This is a genomic window from Psychroflexus sp. ALD_RP9, assembly GCF_017311165.1.
GTDB lineage: Bacteria > Bacteroidota > Bacteroidia > Flavobacteriales > Flavobacteriaceae > Psychroflexus.
Map to the genome: position 1 here is coordinate 2397258 of NZ_CP062973.1, position 16321 is coordinate 2413578.

General features: G+C 30.7%; 16 protein-coding genes. 12 read left to right on the top strand and 4 right to left on the bottom strand.

The window, feature by feature from the left end:
* From IMZ30_RS11255 to IMZ30_RS11285, 7 genes are read left to right on the top strand one after another with little or no spacing between them, the layout of a single operon-like run.
* A complete protein-coding gene (locus tag IMZ30_RS11255; RefSeq protein WP_207038392.1) occupies window positions 1-759 on the top strand; it encodes an SDR family oxidoreductase in 759 nt (252 codons plus the stop codon).
* Between the two features lie 10 nt (window positions 760-769).
* Window positions 770-1222 carry a 3-hydroxyacyl-ACP dehydratase FabZ family protein gene (locus IMZ30_RS11260; RefSeq protein WP_207038393.1) on the top strand — a complete coding sequence of 151 codons (453 nt, stop codon included), beginning with the start codon at window positions 770-772 and terminating at the stop codon, window positions 1220-1222.
* Window positions 1215-2486, top strand: a complete 1272-nt coding sequence (locus IMZ30_RS11265) for a beta-ketoacyl-[acyl-carrier-protein] synthase family protein (protein ID WP_207038394.1) — start codon at window positions 1215-1217, stop codon at window positions 2484-2486. Before IMZ30_RS11260 ends, IMZ30_RS11265 begins: the two co-directional genes overlap by 8 nt.
* A complete protein-coding gene (locus IMZ30_RS11270) occupies window positions 2479-2706 on the top strand; it encodes a hypothetical protein (RefSeq protein ID WP_207038395.1) in 228 nt (75 codons plus the stop codon). Before IMZ30_RS11265 ends, IMZ30_RS11270 begins: the two co-directional genes overlap by 8 nt.
* Window positions 2699-2947, top strand: a complete 249-nt coding sequence (locus tag IMZ30_RS11275) for an acyl carrier protein (protein ID WP_207038396.1) — start codon at window positions 2699-2701, stop codon at window positions 2945-2947. The genes IMZ30_RS11270 and IMZ30_RS11275 overlap by 8 nt, the downstream gene beginning before the upstream one ends.
* Window positions 2948-2949: 2 nt before the next feature.
* Entirely contained in the window at window positions 2950-3474 is a 525-nt protein-coding gene (locus IMZ30_RS11280; RefSeq protein ID WP_207038397.1) for a 4'-phosphopantetheinyl transferase superfamily protein, read from the top strand.
* A gap of 50 nt (window positions 3475-3524) precedes the next feature.
* Window positions 3525-4154 (top strand): hypothetical protein, encoded by a 630-nt coding sequence (locus tag IMZ30_RS11285; RefSeq protein WP_207038398.1) that lies wholly within the window; start codon window positions 3525-3527, stop codon window positions 4152-4154.
* On the opposite strand, the gene recQ is transcribed toward IMZ30_RS11285, so the two are convergent.
* A complete protein-coding gene (gene recQ / locus IMZ30_RS11290) occupies window positions 4155-6260 on the bottom strand; it encodes a DNA helicase RecQ (protein ID WP_207038399.1) in 2106 nt (701 codons plus the stop codon).
* Here recQ and IMZ30_RS11295 point away from each other — a divergent pair.
* Entirely contained in the window at window positions 6234-6776 is a 543-nt protein-coding gene (locus IMZ30_RS11295; RefSeq protein WP_317194395.1) for an Rrf2 family transcriptional regulator, read from the top strand. The two genes, recQ and IMZ30_RS11295, sit on opposite strands and share 27 nt — an antisense overlap.
* A gap of 65 nt (window positions 6777-6841) precedes the next feature.
* Window positions 6842-8638 carry an SLC13 family permease gene (locus tag IMZ30_RS11300; protein WP_207038400.1) on the top strand — a complete coding sequence of 599 codons (1797 nt, stop codon included), beginning with the start codon at window positions 6842-6844 and terminating at the stop codon, window positions 8636-8638.
* Between the two features lies 1 nt (window position 8639).
* On the opposite strand, the gene IMZ30_RS11305 is transcribed toward IMZ30_RS11300, so the two are convergent.
* Entirely contained in the window at window positions 8640-9443 is an 804-nt protein-coding gene (locus IMZ30_RS11305; RefSeq protein ID WP_207038401.1) for a PhzF family phenazine biosynthesis protein, read from the bottom strand.
* 100 nt (window positions 9444-9543) lie between these two features.
* On the opposite strand from IMZ30_RS11305, the gene ytxJ reads away from it, so the two are divergent.
* Window positions 9544-9927, top strand: coding sequence for a bacillithiol system redox-active protein YtxJ (gene ytxJ / locus IMZ30_RS11310; protein ID WP_207038402.1), 384 nt, complete (start codon window positions 9544-9546; stop codon window positions 9925-9927).
* A gap of 45 nt (window positions 9928-9972) precedes the next feature.
* Here ytxJ and IMZ30_RS11315 read toward each other — a convergent pair whose 3' ends face one another.
* Together IMZ30_RS11315 and IMZ30_RS11320 are read right to left on the bottom strand one after the other, a co-directional pair.
* On the bottom strand, window positions 9973-13011 hold the full coding sequence (locus tag IMZ30_RS11315; protein ID WP_207038403.1) for a T9SS type A sorting domain-containing protein: 3039 nt from the start codon (window positions 13009-13011) through the stop codon (window positions 9973-9975).
* A 120-nt stretch (window positions 13012-13131) separates the two neighbouring features.
* Window positions 13132-13869, bottom strand: a complete 738-nt coding sequence (locus IMZ30_RS11320; protein ID WP_207038404.1) for a DUF429 domain-containing protein — start codon at window positions 13867-13869, stop codon at window positions 13132-13134.
* 104 nt (window positions 13870-13973) lie between these two features.
* Between IMZ30_RS11320 and IMZ30_RS11325 the strand changes: the two genes are divergently transcribed.
* Both IMZ30_RS11325 and IMZ30_RS11330 read left to right on the top strand, forming a co-directional pair.
* Window positions 13974-15845, top strand: coding sequence for a DNA topoisomerase IV subunit B (locus tag IMZ30_RS11325; RefSeq protein ID WP_207038405.1), 1872 nt, complete (start codon window positions 13974-13976; stop codon window positions 15843-15845).
* On the top strand, window positions 15832-16308 hold the full coding sequence (locus tag IMZ30_RS11330) for a hypothetical protein (protein WP_207038406.1): 477 nt from the start codon (window positions 15832-15834) through the stop codon (window positions 16306-16308). Before IMZ30_RS11325 ends, IMZ30_RS11330 begins: the two co-directional genes overlap by 14 nt.
* Window positions 16309-16321 lie beyond the last annotated feature (13 nt).

Consider the following 16321-nt stretch of genomic DNA (forward strand, 5'->3'; position numbering starts at 1 on the left):
ATGAAACCAACAGCGTTAATTATTGGCGGTAGCCAAGGTTTGGGGTATGCAAGTGCTAAAGAATTAGCTCTACGTGGATTTAATTTGATTATTATACATCGAGATTCTAGAGCTTTAAATGAAGAAATCACTGAAAAGTTTGATGATTTACGCTCACTTTCAGTTGAAGTAACTAGCCATAATTTTGATGCTACACGCACCGATAAAATAGATACATTCATAAATCAAATTCAGCCAGATTTGCAATTCGATTTAGTCTTACATTCAATTGCAAAAGGTAATTTAAAAAATGTTGTTGGCGAAGATGCACTTACTACAAATGATTTCCAGACAACCTTGCAATCTATGGCTATCAGTTTTTATAGCTGGGCAAATCGACTTGTACATCATCAAAAAATGAAAAATCCAAGTCAATTTATAGCCTTCACTAGTGAAGGAAACTCTAAAGTTATTCCACAATATGGCGCTGTTTCAGCAGCAAAAACGGCTTTAGAAAGCATCATGAAACAACTTGCCGTAGAACTTGCACCAAAAGGTATCAGAGCTAATTGTATTCAAGCAGGTTTGGTTGACACAAAAGCTTTGCAGCATTTCCCAGCATACAAGCAACTTAAGTCTTACACCATAAAACGTAATCCTTATAAACGCCTAACAACAACAGAAGATGTCGCAAATGTGGTTGGTTTGTTAAGTGATTCAGCTGCACGCTGGATAAACGGTAGCATTATAAAAGTTGATGGTGGTGAAAGTTTAGTTTAAATTAAAATGTATGCAGAAGTATCAATCTATTTTAGATCAATTACCCTACCAACATCCCTTTTTGTTTGTTGATGAAATTATTGAGGTTGATTTAAACTCAATAAAAGGTTCTTACTTTTTTCATCGTCAACACCAATTTTACAAAGGTCACTTTAAAGACTTTCCTATTACACCAGGTGTTATTTTAACTGAATGTGCAGCACAAATAGGCTTGGTCTGTTTTGGGATTTTTCTTTTAAAAACAGAAGGTAAATCAACTAAAAATTTGAACTGCGTAATGACTTCAACTGAAATTGAATTTTTAAAACCTGTTTTTCCTAATGAAACTGTTAGAGTAGAAGCTGAAAAAGAATACTTTAGATTTAACAAATTAAAATCTTCCGTAAAATTATATAATACGGTTGGTGAACTTGTTTTAAAGGGCGAAATTAGTGGAATGATTTCAACTGAAACACATGAATAATCGCGTTGTTATAACAGGTTTAGGTGTTGTAGCACCGAATGCAATTGGCAAAAAAAGTTTTTTACAAGCATTAAAAAATCAAATCAATGGTATTACTTTTCATCAAGACTTAGCCAATAAATCTTTTAGTTGTCAAGTTGCTGGAACGCCACAAGTTAATAGCAATCTATTAAACCATTACTTCACGGCCTTAGAACAAAAAGGATTATTGGCAAGTGGACTTATTTATGGTGGAATTGCCGGACAAGAAGCGTGGCTTGATGCTGGTTTAGAAATTAATAAATCTACAGATTATGATACAGGCGTTATTTTTGGCACAGGAATTTTAGGTGTTGAAAAGTTAAAAGAAGCTTTTAATCAAATTGAAAATCAAAAGGTTAGAAGGCTTGGCAGCACGAGTGTTTTACAAACCATGGCAAGTGGTGTTTCTGCATTTTTAGGCGGTAAATTAGGTTGTGGAAATTGGGTAACATCTAACTCATCGGCATGTACAACAGGTACTGAAGCCTTTTTGATGGGGTACGAACATCTTAAGCTCAATAAAGCTAAACGAATGCTTGTTGGCAGTAGTAGTGACTCTGGCGCTTTAGTTTGGGGTGGATTTGAAGCTTTGAGAATTTTACCTTATCAGTTTAATCAACATCCAGAAGAAGCCTCAAGACCAATGAGTAAAAACGCACAAGGTTTTGTGCCAAGTAGTGGCGCTGGTGCTTTAGTTTTAGAAACCTTAGACTCAGCTCTAGAAAGACAAGCGCCAATTTATGCAGAGGTTTGTGGAGGTGCTATTAATTCTGGCGGTCAGCGTCAAGGTGGTAGCATGACAGCACCAAACTCTGAAGCTGTTCAAAAATGTATTTTGCAATCGTTAAGTAACGCTAAAGTTAATGCTGCTGAAATTGACACAATAAATGGTCATTTAACAGGTACGGCAATGGATGCTGTTGAAATTAATAATTGGCATTCAGCTCTAAATTTAAATGACGAAAAATTTCCATTAATAAACTCATTAAAAAGTCATATTGGCCACGCATTAGCAGCTGCAGGAAGTTTAGAGTTGGTAGCTTCAGTTTTGCAAGTTAAGCATCAATTTGTGTTTGGAAACCGAAATTTACAACCTATTCATCCAGACATACTAAACCAAATTTCAAAAAAATCGATTCCTAATCAATCTCAATCTACTTCAATTAAATACCTTATAAAAGCAAGTTTTGGTTTTGGAGATGTTAATGCGTGTACTGTTTTAAAACAATTTAAAAATGAATAAAATAAAACGAAAATATTGGACGTTTGGAGCCTTAGGCACATTATTACTAGGTTTTGGTCTTTGCGCTTTATTAGAAAGTGCCTTTTTAAAGCACAATCCTGAAATACCAACTTGGCAATGGATTGTTGCTGGGACTTTATCATTAATCATTATTATGGCTGGAATAAATTTTTTATTTGCTAGTTTCGAAAATAAATTAAAACTTAATAGGAATGACTAAAGATAACATTATTCAAAAATTAAAGCATATTGTCGAGCCTTATGTAAATCATACTGAAAATTTTAAAAACTTATCTGAAACATCAGACTTTATAAAGGATTTAGAAATTAATTCGGCTAATTTAGTAGATGTTATTCTAGATATTGAAGATGAATTTAACATCAGAATCGAGAATGATGATATGGAACAAATGCTTAATGTTGAAAAAAGCGTTGAAGTTATTCAACAAAAGTTGAAGTAATTATGCTCGGCAACGATATTGTAGATTTAACAGAAGCCAAAAAACAATCGAATATTTTTAGATCGCGTTATTTTGATAAAACACTAACAGCTTCAGAACAATACATCGTTCAACAGTCCGTAAATCCAGAATTGTGTTTTTGGACAATTTGGACTTGTAAAGAAGCAGTTTATAAGTCTGCCCAACGTGAATTTTGTTTTAAAGCTTTTTATAATCCACTTCAATTTCAAACGCATTTTTTAACAGAAGATAAAGCTAAGATTTGTTTCAATAAAAAAGTATATGACATTGATATAAAGTTAAATAGTAATTTTATATATAGTTATACTTCAAATAATTTTAAAACTGATTATCATATTCAACCAACACAATCTTTAACCTTAAAAAAAATCTCAAATAATTTTAATCAACCTGTTTCATTAAAAAAAAATGAGATTGGTTTACCTTATTTAGAATTCTATTCTCATCAAAAAATTTGTTCTGTAACACATCATGGCTCATTTTTTGCGCTTCAATATATGTGTTAAAATTAAATTTATTAGGCTCATAAATAGCTGAAAACAAATACATTTGTATTATGAATAATATAATTTACATCTTATTATTGGTTAGTTTTCTGGGTTATGCACAAGATAAAGACTTGCCTCAATCAAGTACAAAATCTAAAGGTGCAGTTTTTACTAAAGCTAAGGTTTCTAGTGGTAATAATTTATTAGGTATACCAAACCGACCAAAAGTTAAAAATTTATTTGCAGAGCCTGAAAAAGGAATCAATTTTAAACCTAAAGAGAAATTTACAAATCCGAGTGATTTATATACCAAAAAACTAAATGCCAAGCCTGAAGACGAAAATAACAAAATGAAAGAAGAGTTTGGCAATGACATGTATTTAGGTGATTTTGTGACTACATCAGATAAAATTGTTTTTTTATGTCGAGACCACATGATGTTTGATGGCGATCGTGTACAAGTTCGCTTAAATGGTAAAATTTTAATTCAAAATTTACTGCTTGAAAACGCTTATAAAGAAATTACAATTCCGCTAGAAGTTGGCTTTAATAAAATAGAGTTTGTAGCTTTAAATCAAGGAGAATCTGGACCTAATACAGCTGAGTTAAAGGCTATTGATAATGGTACCTTAATTACTAGAAATATATGGAATCTATTAACTGGTGTTAAGGCATCTACAGTTGTAGTAAGAAATTAATTATTTTTTCTTTTTATTGAAATAGGCGAGTGCTATTCTAATCTTACCATATTCAATTTTCTCATTTAAGGCTTCATATATTGGTTTTAGTTTACTGTCATCATCCAGTTTTTTTAAGACTAGATTAATTTCTTCTAATTCAGTTTTAGTTACATAATCTTCAATAAAAGTCAACTTTCCTTCACTAAAAAGTTTTGCGATATGAGAATTTATTGTTGTTGTTTTGAGCTTTCGCTCATCAGCAATTTCTTCAACAGTTTTACCTTGATTTATTAATTTTAAAGTGAGTCGATAAGTTTCGGATTTAGTTTTAGAAGGTTTTCGTTTTTTCTTCAAGAATTTAAGAATTACTTCTAAAAATTCATCTGCAAATCGCTCTGCTTTACGTTGAGTAACTCCGCTAATAGCCATGAAATCTGATAAAGTCGTTGGTCGTTGAATTTCCATTTCTTTTAAGCTGGCATCGTTAAAAACCAAATAAGGCGGAATATCTTCTTCAGAAGCAATTTCAAGACGAAGTTGTCTTAATTGTTCAAATAGGGTAGAAGCTTTAGGTTTAGATTTTACATTTACAGTTGAAGGAATTTTTTTAGATTTTACTTCGGGTTTTGTTAGTTTTACATAGTAATCTTCAAAAAGCACTTTTTTTGAAACCGCATTTAATTTTAAGCGATTATGATCATGAAATGCTAAATCTATTAGTCCTAAGTTTAGCATTTCTAAAATATAATGTTGCCAATCTCTCCATGAAATAGATTTACCAACACCGTAAGTTTTGAGTTTATGGTAATTATTTTGTAAAATATTTTGATTTTGTGCGCCACGTAAAATATCTATAATTGTACCAATAGGTTCTTGTTCTTTAACACGAGCAATAGCTGAAATTGCTTTTTTAGCATGTACACGACCATCAAAAAAGCGAGGCGGATTTAAACAAACATCACACTGGCCGCAATCCTCACTTAAATGTTCACCAAAATAAGCTAACAATATTTTTCTTCGACAAGATTTTGCTTCAGCAAATTGCTTTATACGTTCGAGCTTTGCTAATTGCACTTCTTGATTAGCTGCGCCATCAATAAAATTGCGATATTGAATTACATCAGCATACGAATGAAACATTAAAGCATGTGCTGGTAAGCCATCGCGTCCAGAACGACCAATTTCTTGGTAATAACCTTCAACATTTTTAGGCATGTTATAATGAATTACCCAGCGCACATTTGATTTGTCGATTCCCATACCAAATGCAATAGTAGCGCATATAATTTGGGTTTTATCAAACACAAAATCTTCTTGAATTTTTATACGATCTTCATGTGATAGACCAGCATGATACGCTTTAGCATTAATATTTTTTAATTGAAATTTTTGTGCTAATTTTTCAGTATTTTTTCGTCTTAGGCAATAAATAATACCACAACTTTCAGGTTGTTTTTCAATAAAATGAAGGATTTGCTCAAACCTTTTATTGGCTGATTTAACTTCTAAAAAAATATTTTCACGATTAAAAGAACTTACAAATTTTTGAGCGTGAGAAATATTGAGCTGATTTAAAATATCTTGCTGTGTGGCTTTATCGGCCGTGGCTGTTAAAGCTATAACAGGAACTTCAGGAAGCGAACGTTTTAAAAAGCCTAAATTTTTGTAGGATGGCCTAAAATCGTGACCCCAAGCAGAAATACAATGCGCTTCATCAACTGCAATACAGCTTATATAACTTGGTTGTAATATTTGCTGTAAATACGATAAACTTTCTGGCGCAGTATAAACTAAATCTAGCTCTTTGTTATAAATTTTATTAATAACTTCAGCTTGATACGTTGTGGTTTGAGAACTGTTGTATACTTCTGCTTTTATACCATTAGCCTTTAAGTCATCAACTTGATCCTTCATCAAAGCAATTAAAGGAGATATAACAAGAGTTACACCTTCAAAACTCAAAGCAGGCAATTGAAAACAAAGCGATTTTCCGCCACCAGTTGGCATAATAACTAAACAATCATTTCCTGATAAAACAGTATTAATGATCGCTTCTTGTTGCGATCTAAAACTGTCATATCCAAAATAATGTTTAAGATGATTTATAAGAGTATTGTCAGGCATAATAAAATGTTAGTGATTGCAAAATACGGTATCATAATTAAAAAAATCGCTATTAAAAGTGATATATTTGTGTCGCTTATGATTTCTAAGAAAACCAAATACGCCATAAACGCTCTAGTTTACCTTGCAAAGCAAGATGAGCGACAACCAACACGAATTAGTGATGTTTCAAAAGCTCAAAACATACCTCAAAAATTTTTAGAAGCCATTTTACTTGATTTAAAAAAGTCAGGTATATTAGCTAGTAAGAAAGGAAAAGGTGGTGGCTACTATTTACTTCAATCCCCAGAAGAAGTTAATTTAGCTGATGTTATGCGATTATTTGATGGACCAATAGCTTTTTTGCCATGCGTGACATATAAATATTACGAGCGTTGTGAAGAATGTAAAGATGAAGAAACTTGTGGTATTAGAGATGTTTTTTTACAAGTTAGAAACAAAACCGTTGAACTTTTAAAAGACGCTAACTTAGCTGAAATTATGCAGCGTGAAAATAGGCTAAAAAAAATACTTTAATTTTTTCTACATAAAGTCTATAAATTTAATAGACTAATTATATTTGTGGTCAATTTTAATTAAATATGACTACAGCAGCAATTATCACTTTAGTTATTATAGGCTTAGCAGTCGTTTTATTTATAACTGAAATTATCTCGGTTGATTTAATTGCGATTTTAATCATGCTTGCTTTAGTTTTTAGTGGTGTTTTAACTCCAGAAGAAGGTATTTTAGGATTTAGCAATAAAGCCACAATTACAGTAGCATTTATGTTTGTAATTAGTGCAGCATTGTTAAAAACAGGTGCTTTACAGTATTTAGCTCATCGATTATCTAAAATATTTAGATACCAATTTGATGTAGGAATGCTATTAATGATGTTACTCATTGCTATTATTTCAGCTTTTGTTAATAATACACCAGTAGTTGCTGTTTTTATACCAGTTGTTATTCAAATTGCGCATGAATCTGGCCAAAGTCCTTCTAAAATGCTGATTCCACTTTCTTTTGCTTCTATATTTGGAGGAATGTGTACTTTAATAGGTACATCAACCAATATTTTAGTTAGTGGTATTTCAAAACAAGAAATAAGTCTAGAGATAGGTATTTTTGAAATGACACCAGTAGCCTTAGGCTTAGTAGTTGTTGGTGTTATTTACATGCGATTTATCGGGATTAAATTACTACCTAACCGAAGAAGTGATAAAAATTTAAGCGAAAAATTTAATTTAAATAAATACTTAACTGATGTTGAGTTACTGGAAGATTCAACTTCAGTAGGTCAACGGATTATGGATTCAGACTTAGTTAAAGATTTTGATATGGATATTATTGAAGTCAGTCGTGGTGAAACTAAATTTAATCTTCCCCAAGGCGACTTCATACTAAAATCAAAAGATATCTTAAAAGTACGCTGTAACGTCGATAAAATTAAGTCTTTAAAGGATAAAACTAAATCAATTAAATTATCTCCTATAAAAATAGGTGATGATACTTTAAAAGAAACTGAATCGGCTTTAATTGAAATGGTAATCACATCAGCAAGTAACATACATGGTAAGACTTTAAAAGAAATAGACTTTAGGCGAAAATATCGTGCAACTCCATTAGGTATTAAACACCGTGAAAACATTAAACATGACAATTTATACGATACTAAATTATTGTCTGGTGATGTAATTTTAGCTGAAGTTAAAACGCATTACATTAAAGAATTAAAACGTATTGAAGCTGAAGATGATGCCCCTTTTGTGCTTTTATCTGAAGACCATATTACAGATTTTAATCAAACTAAATTTTACACTGTTAGCAGTCTAATTTTGTTAATGATTATTATTGCAAGTACCGGTTTTGTTGATATCATGATTGGCGCCATAAGTATTGTAACCTTACTGGTTTTGCTGAAGTTTTTAAGTATGAAAGAACTTTACAAAGCTATTAACTGGAAAATTGTATTTCTCCTTGCTGGCGCTATTAGCTTAGGTACAGCAATGCATAAAACAGGTTTAGACTTAAATATCGCAAATTTTTTGACAGACAATTTGGGTCATTTAGGTCCAATAGCCTTGATTTCTGGTCTTTACTTAAGCACATCATTATTAACTGAATTAATGTCTAATAACGCCTCAGCAGCTTTAATGGCTCCGATTGCCATAGCTACGGCTAATATTAGTGATTATCAAGTTATGCCTTTTCTCGTTGCTATTATGTTAGCAGCTTCCGGCACTTTTATGACGCCTATTGGCTACCAAACTAACACTATGGTTTACAGTGCTGGACAGTATAAGTTTATAGATTTTTTTAAAGTAGGTATAGGTCTCAATTTGTTATTTTGGCTTGTGGCTAGTTTTTTAATTCCTTTGTTTTACGGCATGATTTAAACTAAAACATTAGATTACCTACTATAACAGTTGTACAAGTTCCAAAGATTGAAATATTGTTAGCATTAACCTGAGCAGTAATCGTGTTTTTCCTGCCAGAAACTTGCTGAGAGATGAGTTCTCTTTTGTTTAAAATAGAGCTCCAGTAAGGTATTAAAGCACATTGAGCTGAACCTGTAACAGGATCTTCAAGTATACCTAAATCAGGAACAAAACATCGGTAAACAAAGTCTTTTTCTGAATTAGATTTAGCTGTTATAATTAATTGTCCATAAGCATTTGATGTTAAAGTTTCAGCATTAACATGTAAATTTTGTAAAGCAAATTCATTTTCACAGACTGCCATTTTCCAGTTGTTGTCACATGCGTAAAGTTCGGTTATAGGCAAATCTAAAATTTCAGATATTTTTGTATTATTTGGGAGTTGTTGCAAGCTATAGAGAGGAAATTTTAATTTAACCAACTTGTTTTTAGGATTGTAATCAACTTGAAATTGTAAATCCATAGTATTAAAAATAAGTTGATTTGCTTTTAAATTTAATTTATTAAACAATACAAAGGCTGCTGAAAGTGTTGCATGACCACAAAGTGGCACTTCACAAGTAGGAGTGAAGAATCTGATTTTATATTTGTGATTACTTAATTTTTGAACAAAAACTGTTTCAGACAGATTAATTTCGCGGGCTATTTTTTGTAATATCTCATCATTTGGCCAACTTTTATCTATTAAAATAACACCAGCTGGATTGCCTTCAAATGCAGAACTTGTAAAAGCATCAATTTGATAAAATTTATAACTTGTCATTTGTGCTATACTAATTTTTAGTTCAAACTAAAGTGAAACTAAATTTGAATTATTTTTTTAAAAAAAAGATGTTTTTAATATTTTTAACAAAAATTTGGTTATGGGATTTTTTGAAAAAATTTTTAAAAACGAAAACAATCAAATGCTTGATCACTCTTTTGAAAATTTAAATCAAGAAAAGAATGTTGAGCATTTACTTGAAGAATCTAAAAAAAACTTTGTCTTTATTTTTAAGCATTCGCCTAGATGTGGTATTAGTAATATGGTTTTGAATCAATTTAAGCAACAAATTCCTAGTAAAACGAATGCTAAATTTTATTTGTTGAATGTTATACAAAATAGGGATTTGTCATCTCAATTGGCAAAAGATTTAAATGTTGTTCACGAATCACCACAGCTTATTATTCTTAAAGATGAGAAGGTTTTAAGTGAAAGTTCTCATAGTGCTATAAATCGTATTAATTTAGATGAGTTTGAATCATAAAAAAACCATCTTGACAAAGATGGTTTTTAAGAATATTAAAATCGTTTATTTTACGATTAGCTTTGTATTGTAAGTATTTTCATTTGCCGAGATTTCGATAAAATAAACACCAGATTTTAAACCTTTAGATGAGATTTTATTGTTAGATTTTATATCTTCTGATATTAACTTTTGCCCTAAATTATTATAAACTTTAATTTTAGCTTCGTTAACAAAACTTGGTAAAGAAACTCTAAAATACTCATTGACAACTGGATTAGGATATAATTTTACGTTGTCAGAATTTAAAACTTCATTACTACTTAATGTAGTTTGATTAAATCTAATATTAAATCGTGAGCTTGATGTTGATGCAGATATATTTGTATCAACATTAAAATTAACTTGGTTTATAGTGTTGTTTTGTAACTGATATTCTATCCCAGTATAATTATCAATCAAAAAGGCATTATGAGAGTTTAATTGTGTTACTTCAATATTAAATTTATACTCTCCAGTTGTATAATTACCAATCCAAAACCCTAAGAGTTCGTCTTCAGATGGATAATTACGCTTATCAATTGATAAATAATTTTGATTGTTATTAATACCGATGGTTGTTCCAGAATTCCAAAATTTAAGAGCATCTTCTTCAGTTACTGCAGAACTATGCGAACTTTTAAATTCAAATTTAACTCCATCTACAACTTTACTCAATGATTCACTATACAAATTCATACTAATTTTAGCAGTTTCGTTAGGAGTTTGAGTAGTACTGAAAACTTCATTAGTCAACGTATTTAAGTCTTTGTAAGATTCTTTAAAAACTAAAGTTGGGGCAGAAGTGGCATCACTACTAGTTTTCACAAAAACAGCTTGATTGGGCTGTATATATCTGTAATTGTCTTCATTAGAATTATTATCTAAATTACTCGGTGTAATTTCAACAGGAGACTCATTTAAATCAACAACTACGTAACCGCCACGACTTCCTAAATTAGGATTGTAAGCATAATAAAAATTCTTATCAAGATTTGTACCTTCTTGCTTTAATAGTGACTTAAAATCTACTTGAGCTTGATAAGGATTACCAATTAAGCTGTAAGCACCTGGTGATGCACTAATATTATTTGAGACATCTACATTTCCAGAGATTAATTCTCCTGTCATTCTTAAAGTTGTTGGATTACCCAAAGCGTTGTTTGAAGAATAAATATTTGTACTTCTATCACCTCTAATCAATAAACTGTATGCTTTACCAGCAATCAAATTAGTTTGATCTGTATTAGGAATTTGAACCCAATTACTTGTATTAATATCCCAACTAAACATAGAAGGGTTACCAGTTAATGTAGCGTCAAAACCATTGTTACCGCTTTCACTACCTGTAATGTGTGTGCCAAATCCAGGATTACTATTAATATTGTTTTGATAATTATTTGAAGTATTATTTTGACCTTCTTGCCAATTTTCTCTTATTGAAGAGGTTGTGCTTACTGATGATGTAATGTATCTAAAAGCTCTTTTCTGAGCAGGTATATAACGCTCTATCATAACTTCACCAATAACATGAAATGTTGATGGTGCAACTATTGCTGTATTGCCTTCATTAGATTTAAAAGTTAATAAATTAGCTTCAGGCTTTGACAAATCGTAATTTGTAATCAGATTTCCCTGATTTAAATCTAAAACTCCAAATAAATCAATAGAAGAATTATTTAATGACACAGAGTTTGGATTGTTAACAGAAAAGTTTTTTAATTTTAATATTCCAGATAATTCAATAGATTGTAATCTTTCAGTTCCAACAAAATTTAAATTACCATCATTAAATATTAAATCTCCCGAACCTAAAATATCACCACTAAGGCTTAATGTGTAATTCCCATTAGAGTAAAGAACAGCATTTTGGTGTATATTTAAATTAAGTGCTTGTAAGTTACTTGATAAACTTGGGTTGTTAGATGTTTCAGGGATAATAGCATTAACTGATAAAGATGGTAAACCATTAGACCAATTGCTTGGGTTATTAGCATCACTAGAAACTGTACCTTCCCAAACAGTCTCAGGTGTGCTACATTCATTGGCAATGTTAACATTACCAGATAAAACCCATTCATTGTAAGGTTGATCGTAAACCTTATTAAGAGTTAAAGTAGCATTATTGTAGGCATTAACCTCACCACTAGAACCAGCGGTATTTTGTATATTAATATACTTACAACCTTCTGTGTAAGCAGCAATTTCGCCATTATTATAAATTGTTAATTTATTAAAATTAGAATCACTTTCTACAATTAATGAGCTACCACCATTAACTTGAGTATCACCCAATACTGAAACACCGTCATTAAAAGTCACCTCACCTGAATATACGTTTAATTGACCATCAATTGTTGTAAGTGAATTAAAAGTAATGTTAGAGTTATTTTGGTTACTCACAAAATTATTACCGATGTAAGTTTGTCCAGAAATAACATTATTTGACGAATTATTGGTAAAATTTTTTGCAAAATTATTATTACCATTAAGAATAATATCAGTCGAATTTAAAACAAAATTTCCATTCACAATAATATCACCATCTGAATTAAGAAAAAATTGATGACCAAATTCTGTATATTGATTAGCAATTTCAACTGAAGAATTATTACTATTATTTAGCGTACCTCTATTAAAAGCACTCCAAGAATTAATGTTTAATTCTGCTCCAGAATAATTATTCAACATACCACCTGAAAATGAAACCTTAACGTTCATTAAGCCATAGTTATTAATCAAAGTTTGGTTTTTTAATTCAATACTTTGACCATAATTGAAAACACCATAATTAGAAATGGTAAAATTTTTAGAATTTGGCCAATTCAATCCAGCTGAATTAAATGTTACATTTTCACCTATACATAATTCAGTTTTGTTGTCAATATTCTCCCAATTTAGAGTGTAAGTAAAATTACCTTGAAAACAAACTGTTTTGTTATTTGTATTATTAGGGAAAGACTGATTAGCACTAGAGATTATAAAATCGCAGTCACAGTTATTTTGTGCCTTAATCGATAACGACAAAATTCCTATAATTAAAAAAAAGTATAAATTAAACTTCATTTTTATTTTTTTGCAAAAATAATGTTTGTGCCTAGCTTTAAATTCATATAATTGCTACAGGTGAATATAAGTTGCCTAAAAAACAGGTTAAAAAATGTTTTTTATGTTAAAGTTTGTTAACTAAAAGTCTATTATTGATAATCTAAGCTTTTGTGAATCAAATTTTTGATCGGTTGGTATAAACCGAATTCTATCAGTTTTATGTAAACAACAAATTATGGCAAGTGAGTCTAGAATATCATCTTGTTTTAAAACTTTTCTAGGATAATTAGATTTTAAACTTTGAAATATTTCAACGTATTGAAGATTAATTTTAGAAATTAAATTTAAGCGTTCTTCAACACCTTCAATCGTAGACTTTTTACTCAAAACAACATTGCCACTATTTAAATATTTGAAACAAAGTTCAGGATGCACTTCAAAATATTCACAGTTAAATTTTTTTGATAAAATTAATTGGTCGACTTCTTTTATTTTAGAACTAATGTTGTAAGCTTGAATCGATAAGCCTTTGCCTGTAATTTCCTTATTAGTTTGATTGGCTTCACGATAAGCAGACTTATTTAAAGCTTCACGACAAGGTGGAGAAAAAACACTTGAAGTCTTTCCTTTTAGCTTTCGCCGTAAGTTTTGGTCTATGGTTCTGTTAAAATTCGCCGAACTTAGACCTATAGGAATATCAATAAAAACAAATTCTATTTCTGGATGATTTTTTAAAAAATCTTCAAGTTTCTCTGAAACTTCATAAATAAATTTAGCATTTATTTTACCAATAATGCACCAACCACCTTTACAACCATCAACTGTTATAAAATTTACTTTGTCGGTCTTAAAAATCTGTCCATCGTTTAATTTCAAGGCTTATGGTATTAAATTCATTTAAAAATTTTATTTTAGCGGTAATTAATTCATTTTTGAGAAAATATAGACCAATAGAAATCTGAATTACCACGATTTTAACAATGACTAAAGAAACAAAATACACCGAAGATAATATTAAGTCTTTAGACTGGAAAGCGCACATTAGAATGCGTCCAGGTATGTATATTGGTAAACTTGGTGATGGTTCTAGCGCAGATGATGGTATTTATATTTTACTAAAAGAAGTTCTGGATAACTCTATCGATGAATTTGTAATGGGCGCCGGCAAAACTATTGAAGTCTCTATTCAAGGTTCACGTGTCATAGTTCGTGATTATGGTCGAGGCATTCCGCTAGGTAAAGTGGTAGATGTTGTTTCAAAAATGAATACTGGCGGAAAATATGATACAAAAGCCTTTAAAAAATCAGTCGGGCTAAATGGTGTTGGTACAAAAGCAGTAAATGCTTTGTCATCATTTTTCAGGGTCGAATCTACGCGAGATGGTAAATCGGTTTCAGCTGAATTTGAACAAGGTGAACTAACAAATACAGAAGAACTTACTGAAACATCAAGAAGACGCGGAACAAAAGTTAGCTTTATTCCAGATGACACTATTTTTAAAAGCTTCAACTATAGGAAAGAGTACATTGAAAAAATGCTTAAAAATTATGTGTATTTAAATCCTGGTTTAAGCATTGTTTTTAATGGTGAAAAATTTTATTCAGAAGACGGCTTAAAAGATTTACTAAGCGATCGCATTGCTGAAAAAGATCGCTTATTTGATATTATTCACCTTAAAGGAAACGATATTGAAGTAGCACTAACTTTTAGCAAAGCACAATATAGCGAAGAATATCACTCTTTTGTTAATGGTCAACACACTACACAAGGTGGTACTCATCAATCAGCTTTTAGAGAAGCAATTGTTAAAACGGTTCGTGAATTTTATGGTAAAAATTTTGATCCAAGTGATGTAAGAAAATCTATTGTTTCAGCGATTAGTATTAAAGTGATGGAACCAGTGTTTGAAAGTCAAACCAAAACAAAACTTGGTTCTACCGATATGGGTGGAAATTTACCAACAGTAAGAACCTATATTGTAGATTTTGTAAAAACCAAACTCGATAATTACCTTCACAAACATACCGATACAGCAGATAAACTACATCGGAAAATTTTACAAGCAGAGAAAGAACGTAAAGATTTATCAGGCATTCGGAAGTTAGCAAAAGAACGCGCCAAAAAAGCAAGTCTTCATAATAAGAAATTACGTGACTGCCGAATTCATTTAACCGATACGAAAAAAGAAAATTATTTAGACACTACTTTATTCATAACAGAAGGCGACTCGGCTAGTGGAAGCATCACTAAATCACGTAATGTTAATACACAAGCAGTGTTTAGTTTAAAAGGAAAGCCTTTAAATTCATATGGTTTAAGTAAAAAAATTGTTTATGAAAATGAAGAATTTAACTTACTTCAAGCTGCCTTAAATATTGAAGACTCTCTTGAAGATTTACGATACAATAACATTGTAATAGCTACCGATGCCGATGTTGATGGCATGCACATTAGACTTTTAATAATTACCTTTTTTCTTCAGTTTTTCCCTGAACTAATTAAAGAAGGCCATTTATATATTTTACAAACGCCTTTATTTAGGGTTAGAAACAAAAAAGAAACTATTTATTGTTACTCTGAAAATGAACGCAAAGAAGCCATCAAGAAATTAAGTGGTAATCCTGAAATTACACGTTTTAAAGGTTTAGGTGAAATCTCACCCGATGAGTTTGTACATTTTATTGGTGATGATATTCGTTTAGATCCTGTTATGCTAGAAAAGGAGCAAAGCATAGATGATTTATTGAAATTCTATATGGGTAAAAACACACCTGATCGTCAAAATTTTATTATCGATAACCTTAGAGTTGAAATTGATTTACTTGAAGAAATGGCCTATGAGACTAACTAATTATCGAGCCACCAAATTTCTACCTGGAATTTATTTTTTTACAATTGTTCTTGGCATCGTTACCTTTTTTCTGTACCAACTCATGGGTAAACAATTTTTACCTTCAATCAAATATCTTTATGCTTTAGAGTCTCTTGTCGTTATCGCATTAATTTATACCTATATAAACGGGAAATATTTTGAATTTGATAGTGAAGGAGCTTTAATAGGAATCTATACTAGAGGCGTTATATTTTCTGAAGTGATTAATTATCGAGATAAACGCTTCGATTTAAAGCGAGAGCATATCTATAAATACTCAATTTTAAATTTATTTTTCTATAAAAGACTCACACTTTATTACAAGTCATCAACAAGGAAGCAAAAAATAAAAATAAATATTACCTTATTAAGTCCGCGTAAAACAAGATACCTTCGTAAATCTTTATCTAAACTAGTGAGACAAAATTCAAAATCATTATAAATCTAATTTAAAT

Bases quoted from the DNA above. Each gene is read 5' to 3' on its own strand.
- IMZ30_RS11280 (WP_207038397.1), top strand. From the start codon at position 2,950: ATGCTCGGCAACGATATTGTAGATTTAACAGAAGCCAAAAAACAATCG.
- IMZ30_RS11330 (WP_207038406.1), top strand. From the start codon at position 15,832: ATGAGACTAACTAATTATCGAGCCACCAAATTTCTACCTGGAATTTAT.
- recQ (WP_207038399.1), bottom strand. From the start codon at position 6,260: ATGCCTGACAATACTCTTATAAATCATCTTAAACATTATTTTGGATAT.
- IMZ30_RS11325 (WP_207038405.1), top strand. From the start codon at position 13,974: ATGACTAAAGAAACAAAATACACCGAAGATAATATTAAGTCTTTAGAC.
- IMZ30_RS11275 (WP_207038396.1), top strand. From the start codon at position 2,699: ATGACTAAAGATAACATTATTCAAAAATTAAAGCATATTGTCGAGCCT.
- IMZ30_RS11270 (WP_207038395.1), top strand. From the start codon at position 2,479: ATGAATAAAATAAAACGAAAATATTGGACGTTTGGAGCCTTAGGCACA.
- IMZ30_RS11260 (WP_207038393.1), top strand. From the start codon at position 770: ATGCAGAAGTATCAATCTATTTTAGATCAATTACCCTACCAACATCCC.
- ytxJ (WP_207038402.1), top strand. From the start codon at position 9,544: ATGGGATTTTTTGAAAAAATTTTTAAAAACGAAAACAATCAAATGCTT.
- IMZ30_RS11295 (WP_317194395.1), top strand. From the start codon at position 6,234: ATGATTTATAAGAGTATTGTCAGGCATAATAAAATGTTAGTGATTGCA.
- IMZ30_RS11265 (WP_207038394.1), top strand. From the start codon at position 1,215: ATGAATAATCGCGTTGTTATAACAGGTTTAGGTGTTGTAGCACCGAAT.
- IMZ30_RS11315 (WP_207038403.1), bottom strand. From the start codon at position 13,011: ATGAAGTTTAATTTATACTTTTTTTTAATTATAGGAATTTTGTCGTTA.
- IMZ30_RS11285 (WP_207038398.1), top strand. From the start codon at position 3,525: ATGAATAATATAATTTACATCTTATTATTGGTTAGTTTTCTGGGTTAT.
- IMZ30_RS11255 (WP_207038392.1), top strand. From the start codon at position 1: ATGAAACCAACAGCGTTAATTATTGGCGGTAGCCAAGGTTTGGGGTAT.
- IMZ30_RS11300 (WP_207038400.1), top strand. From the start codon at position 6,842: ATGACTACAGCAGCAATTATCACTTTAGTTATTATAGGCTTAGCAGTC.
- IMZ30_RS11305 (WP_207038401.1), bottom strand. From the start codon at position 9,443: ATGACAAGTTATAAATTTTATCAAATTGATGCTTTTACAAGTTCTGCA.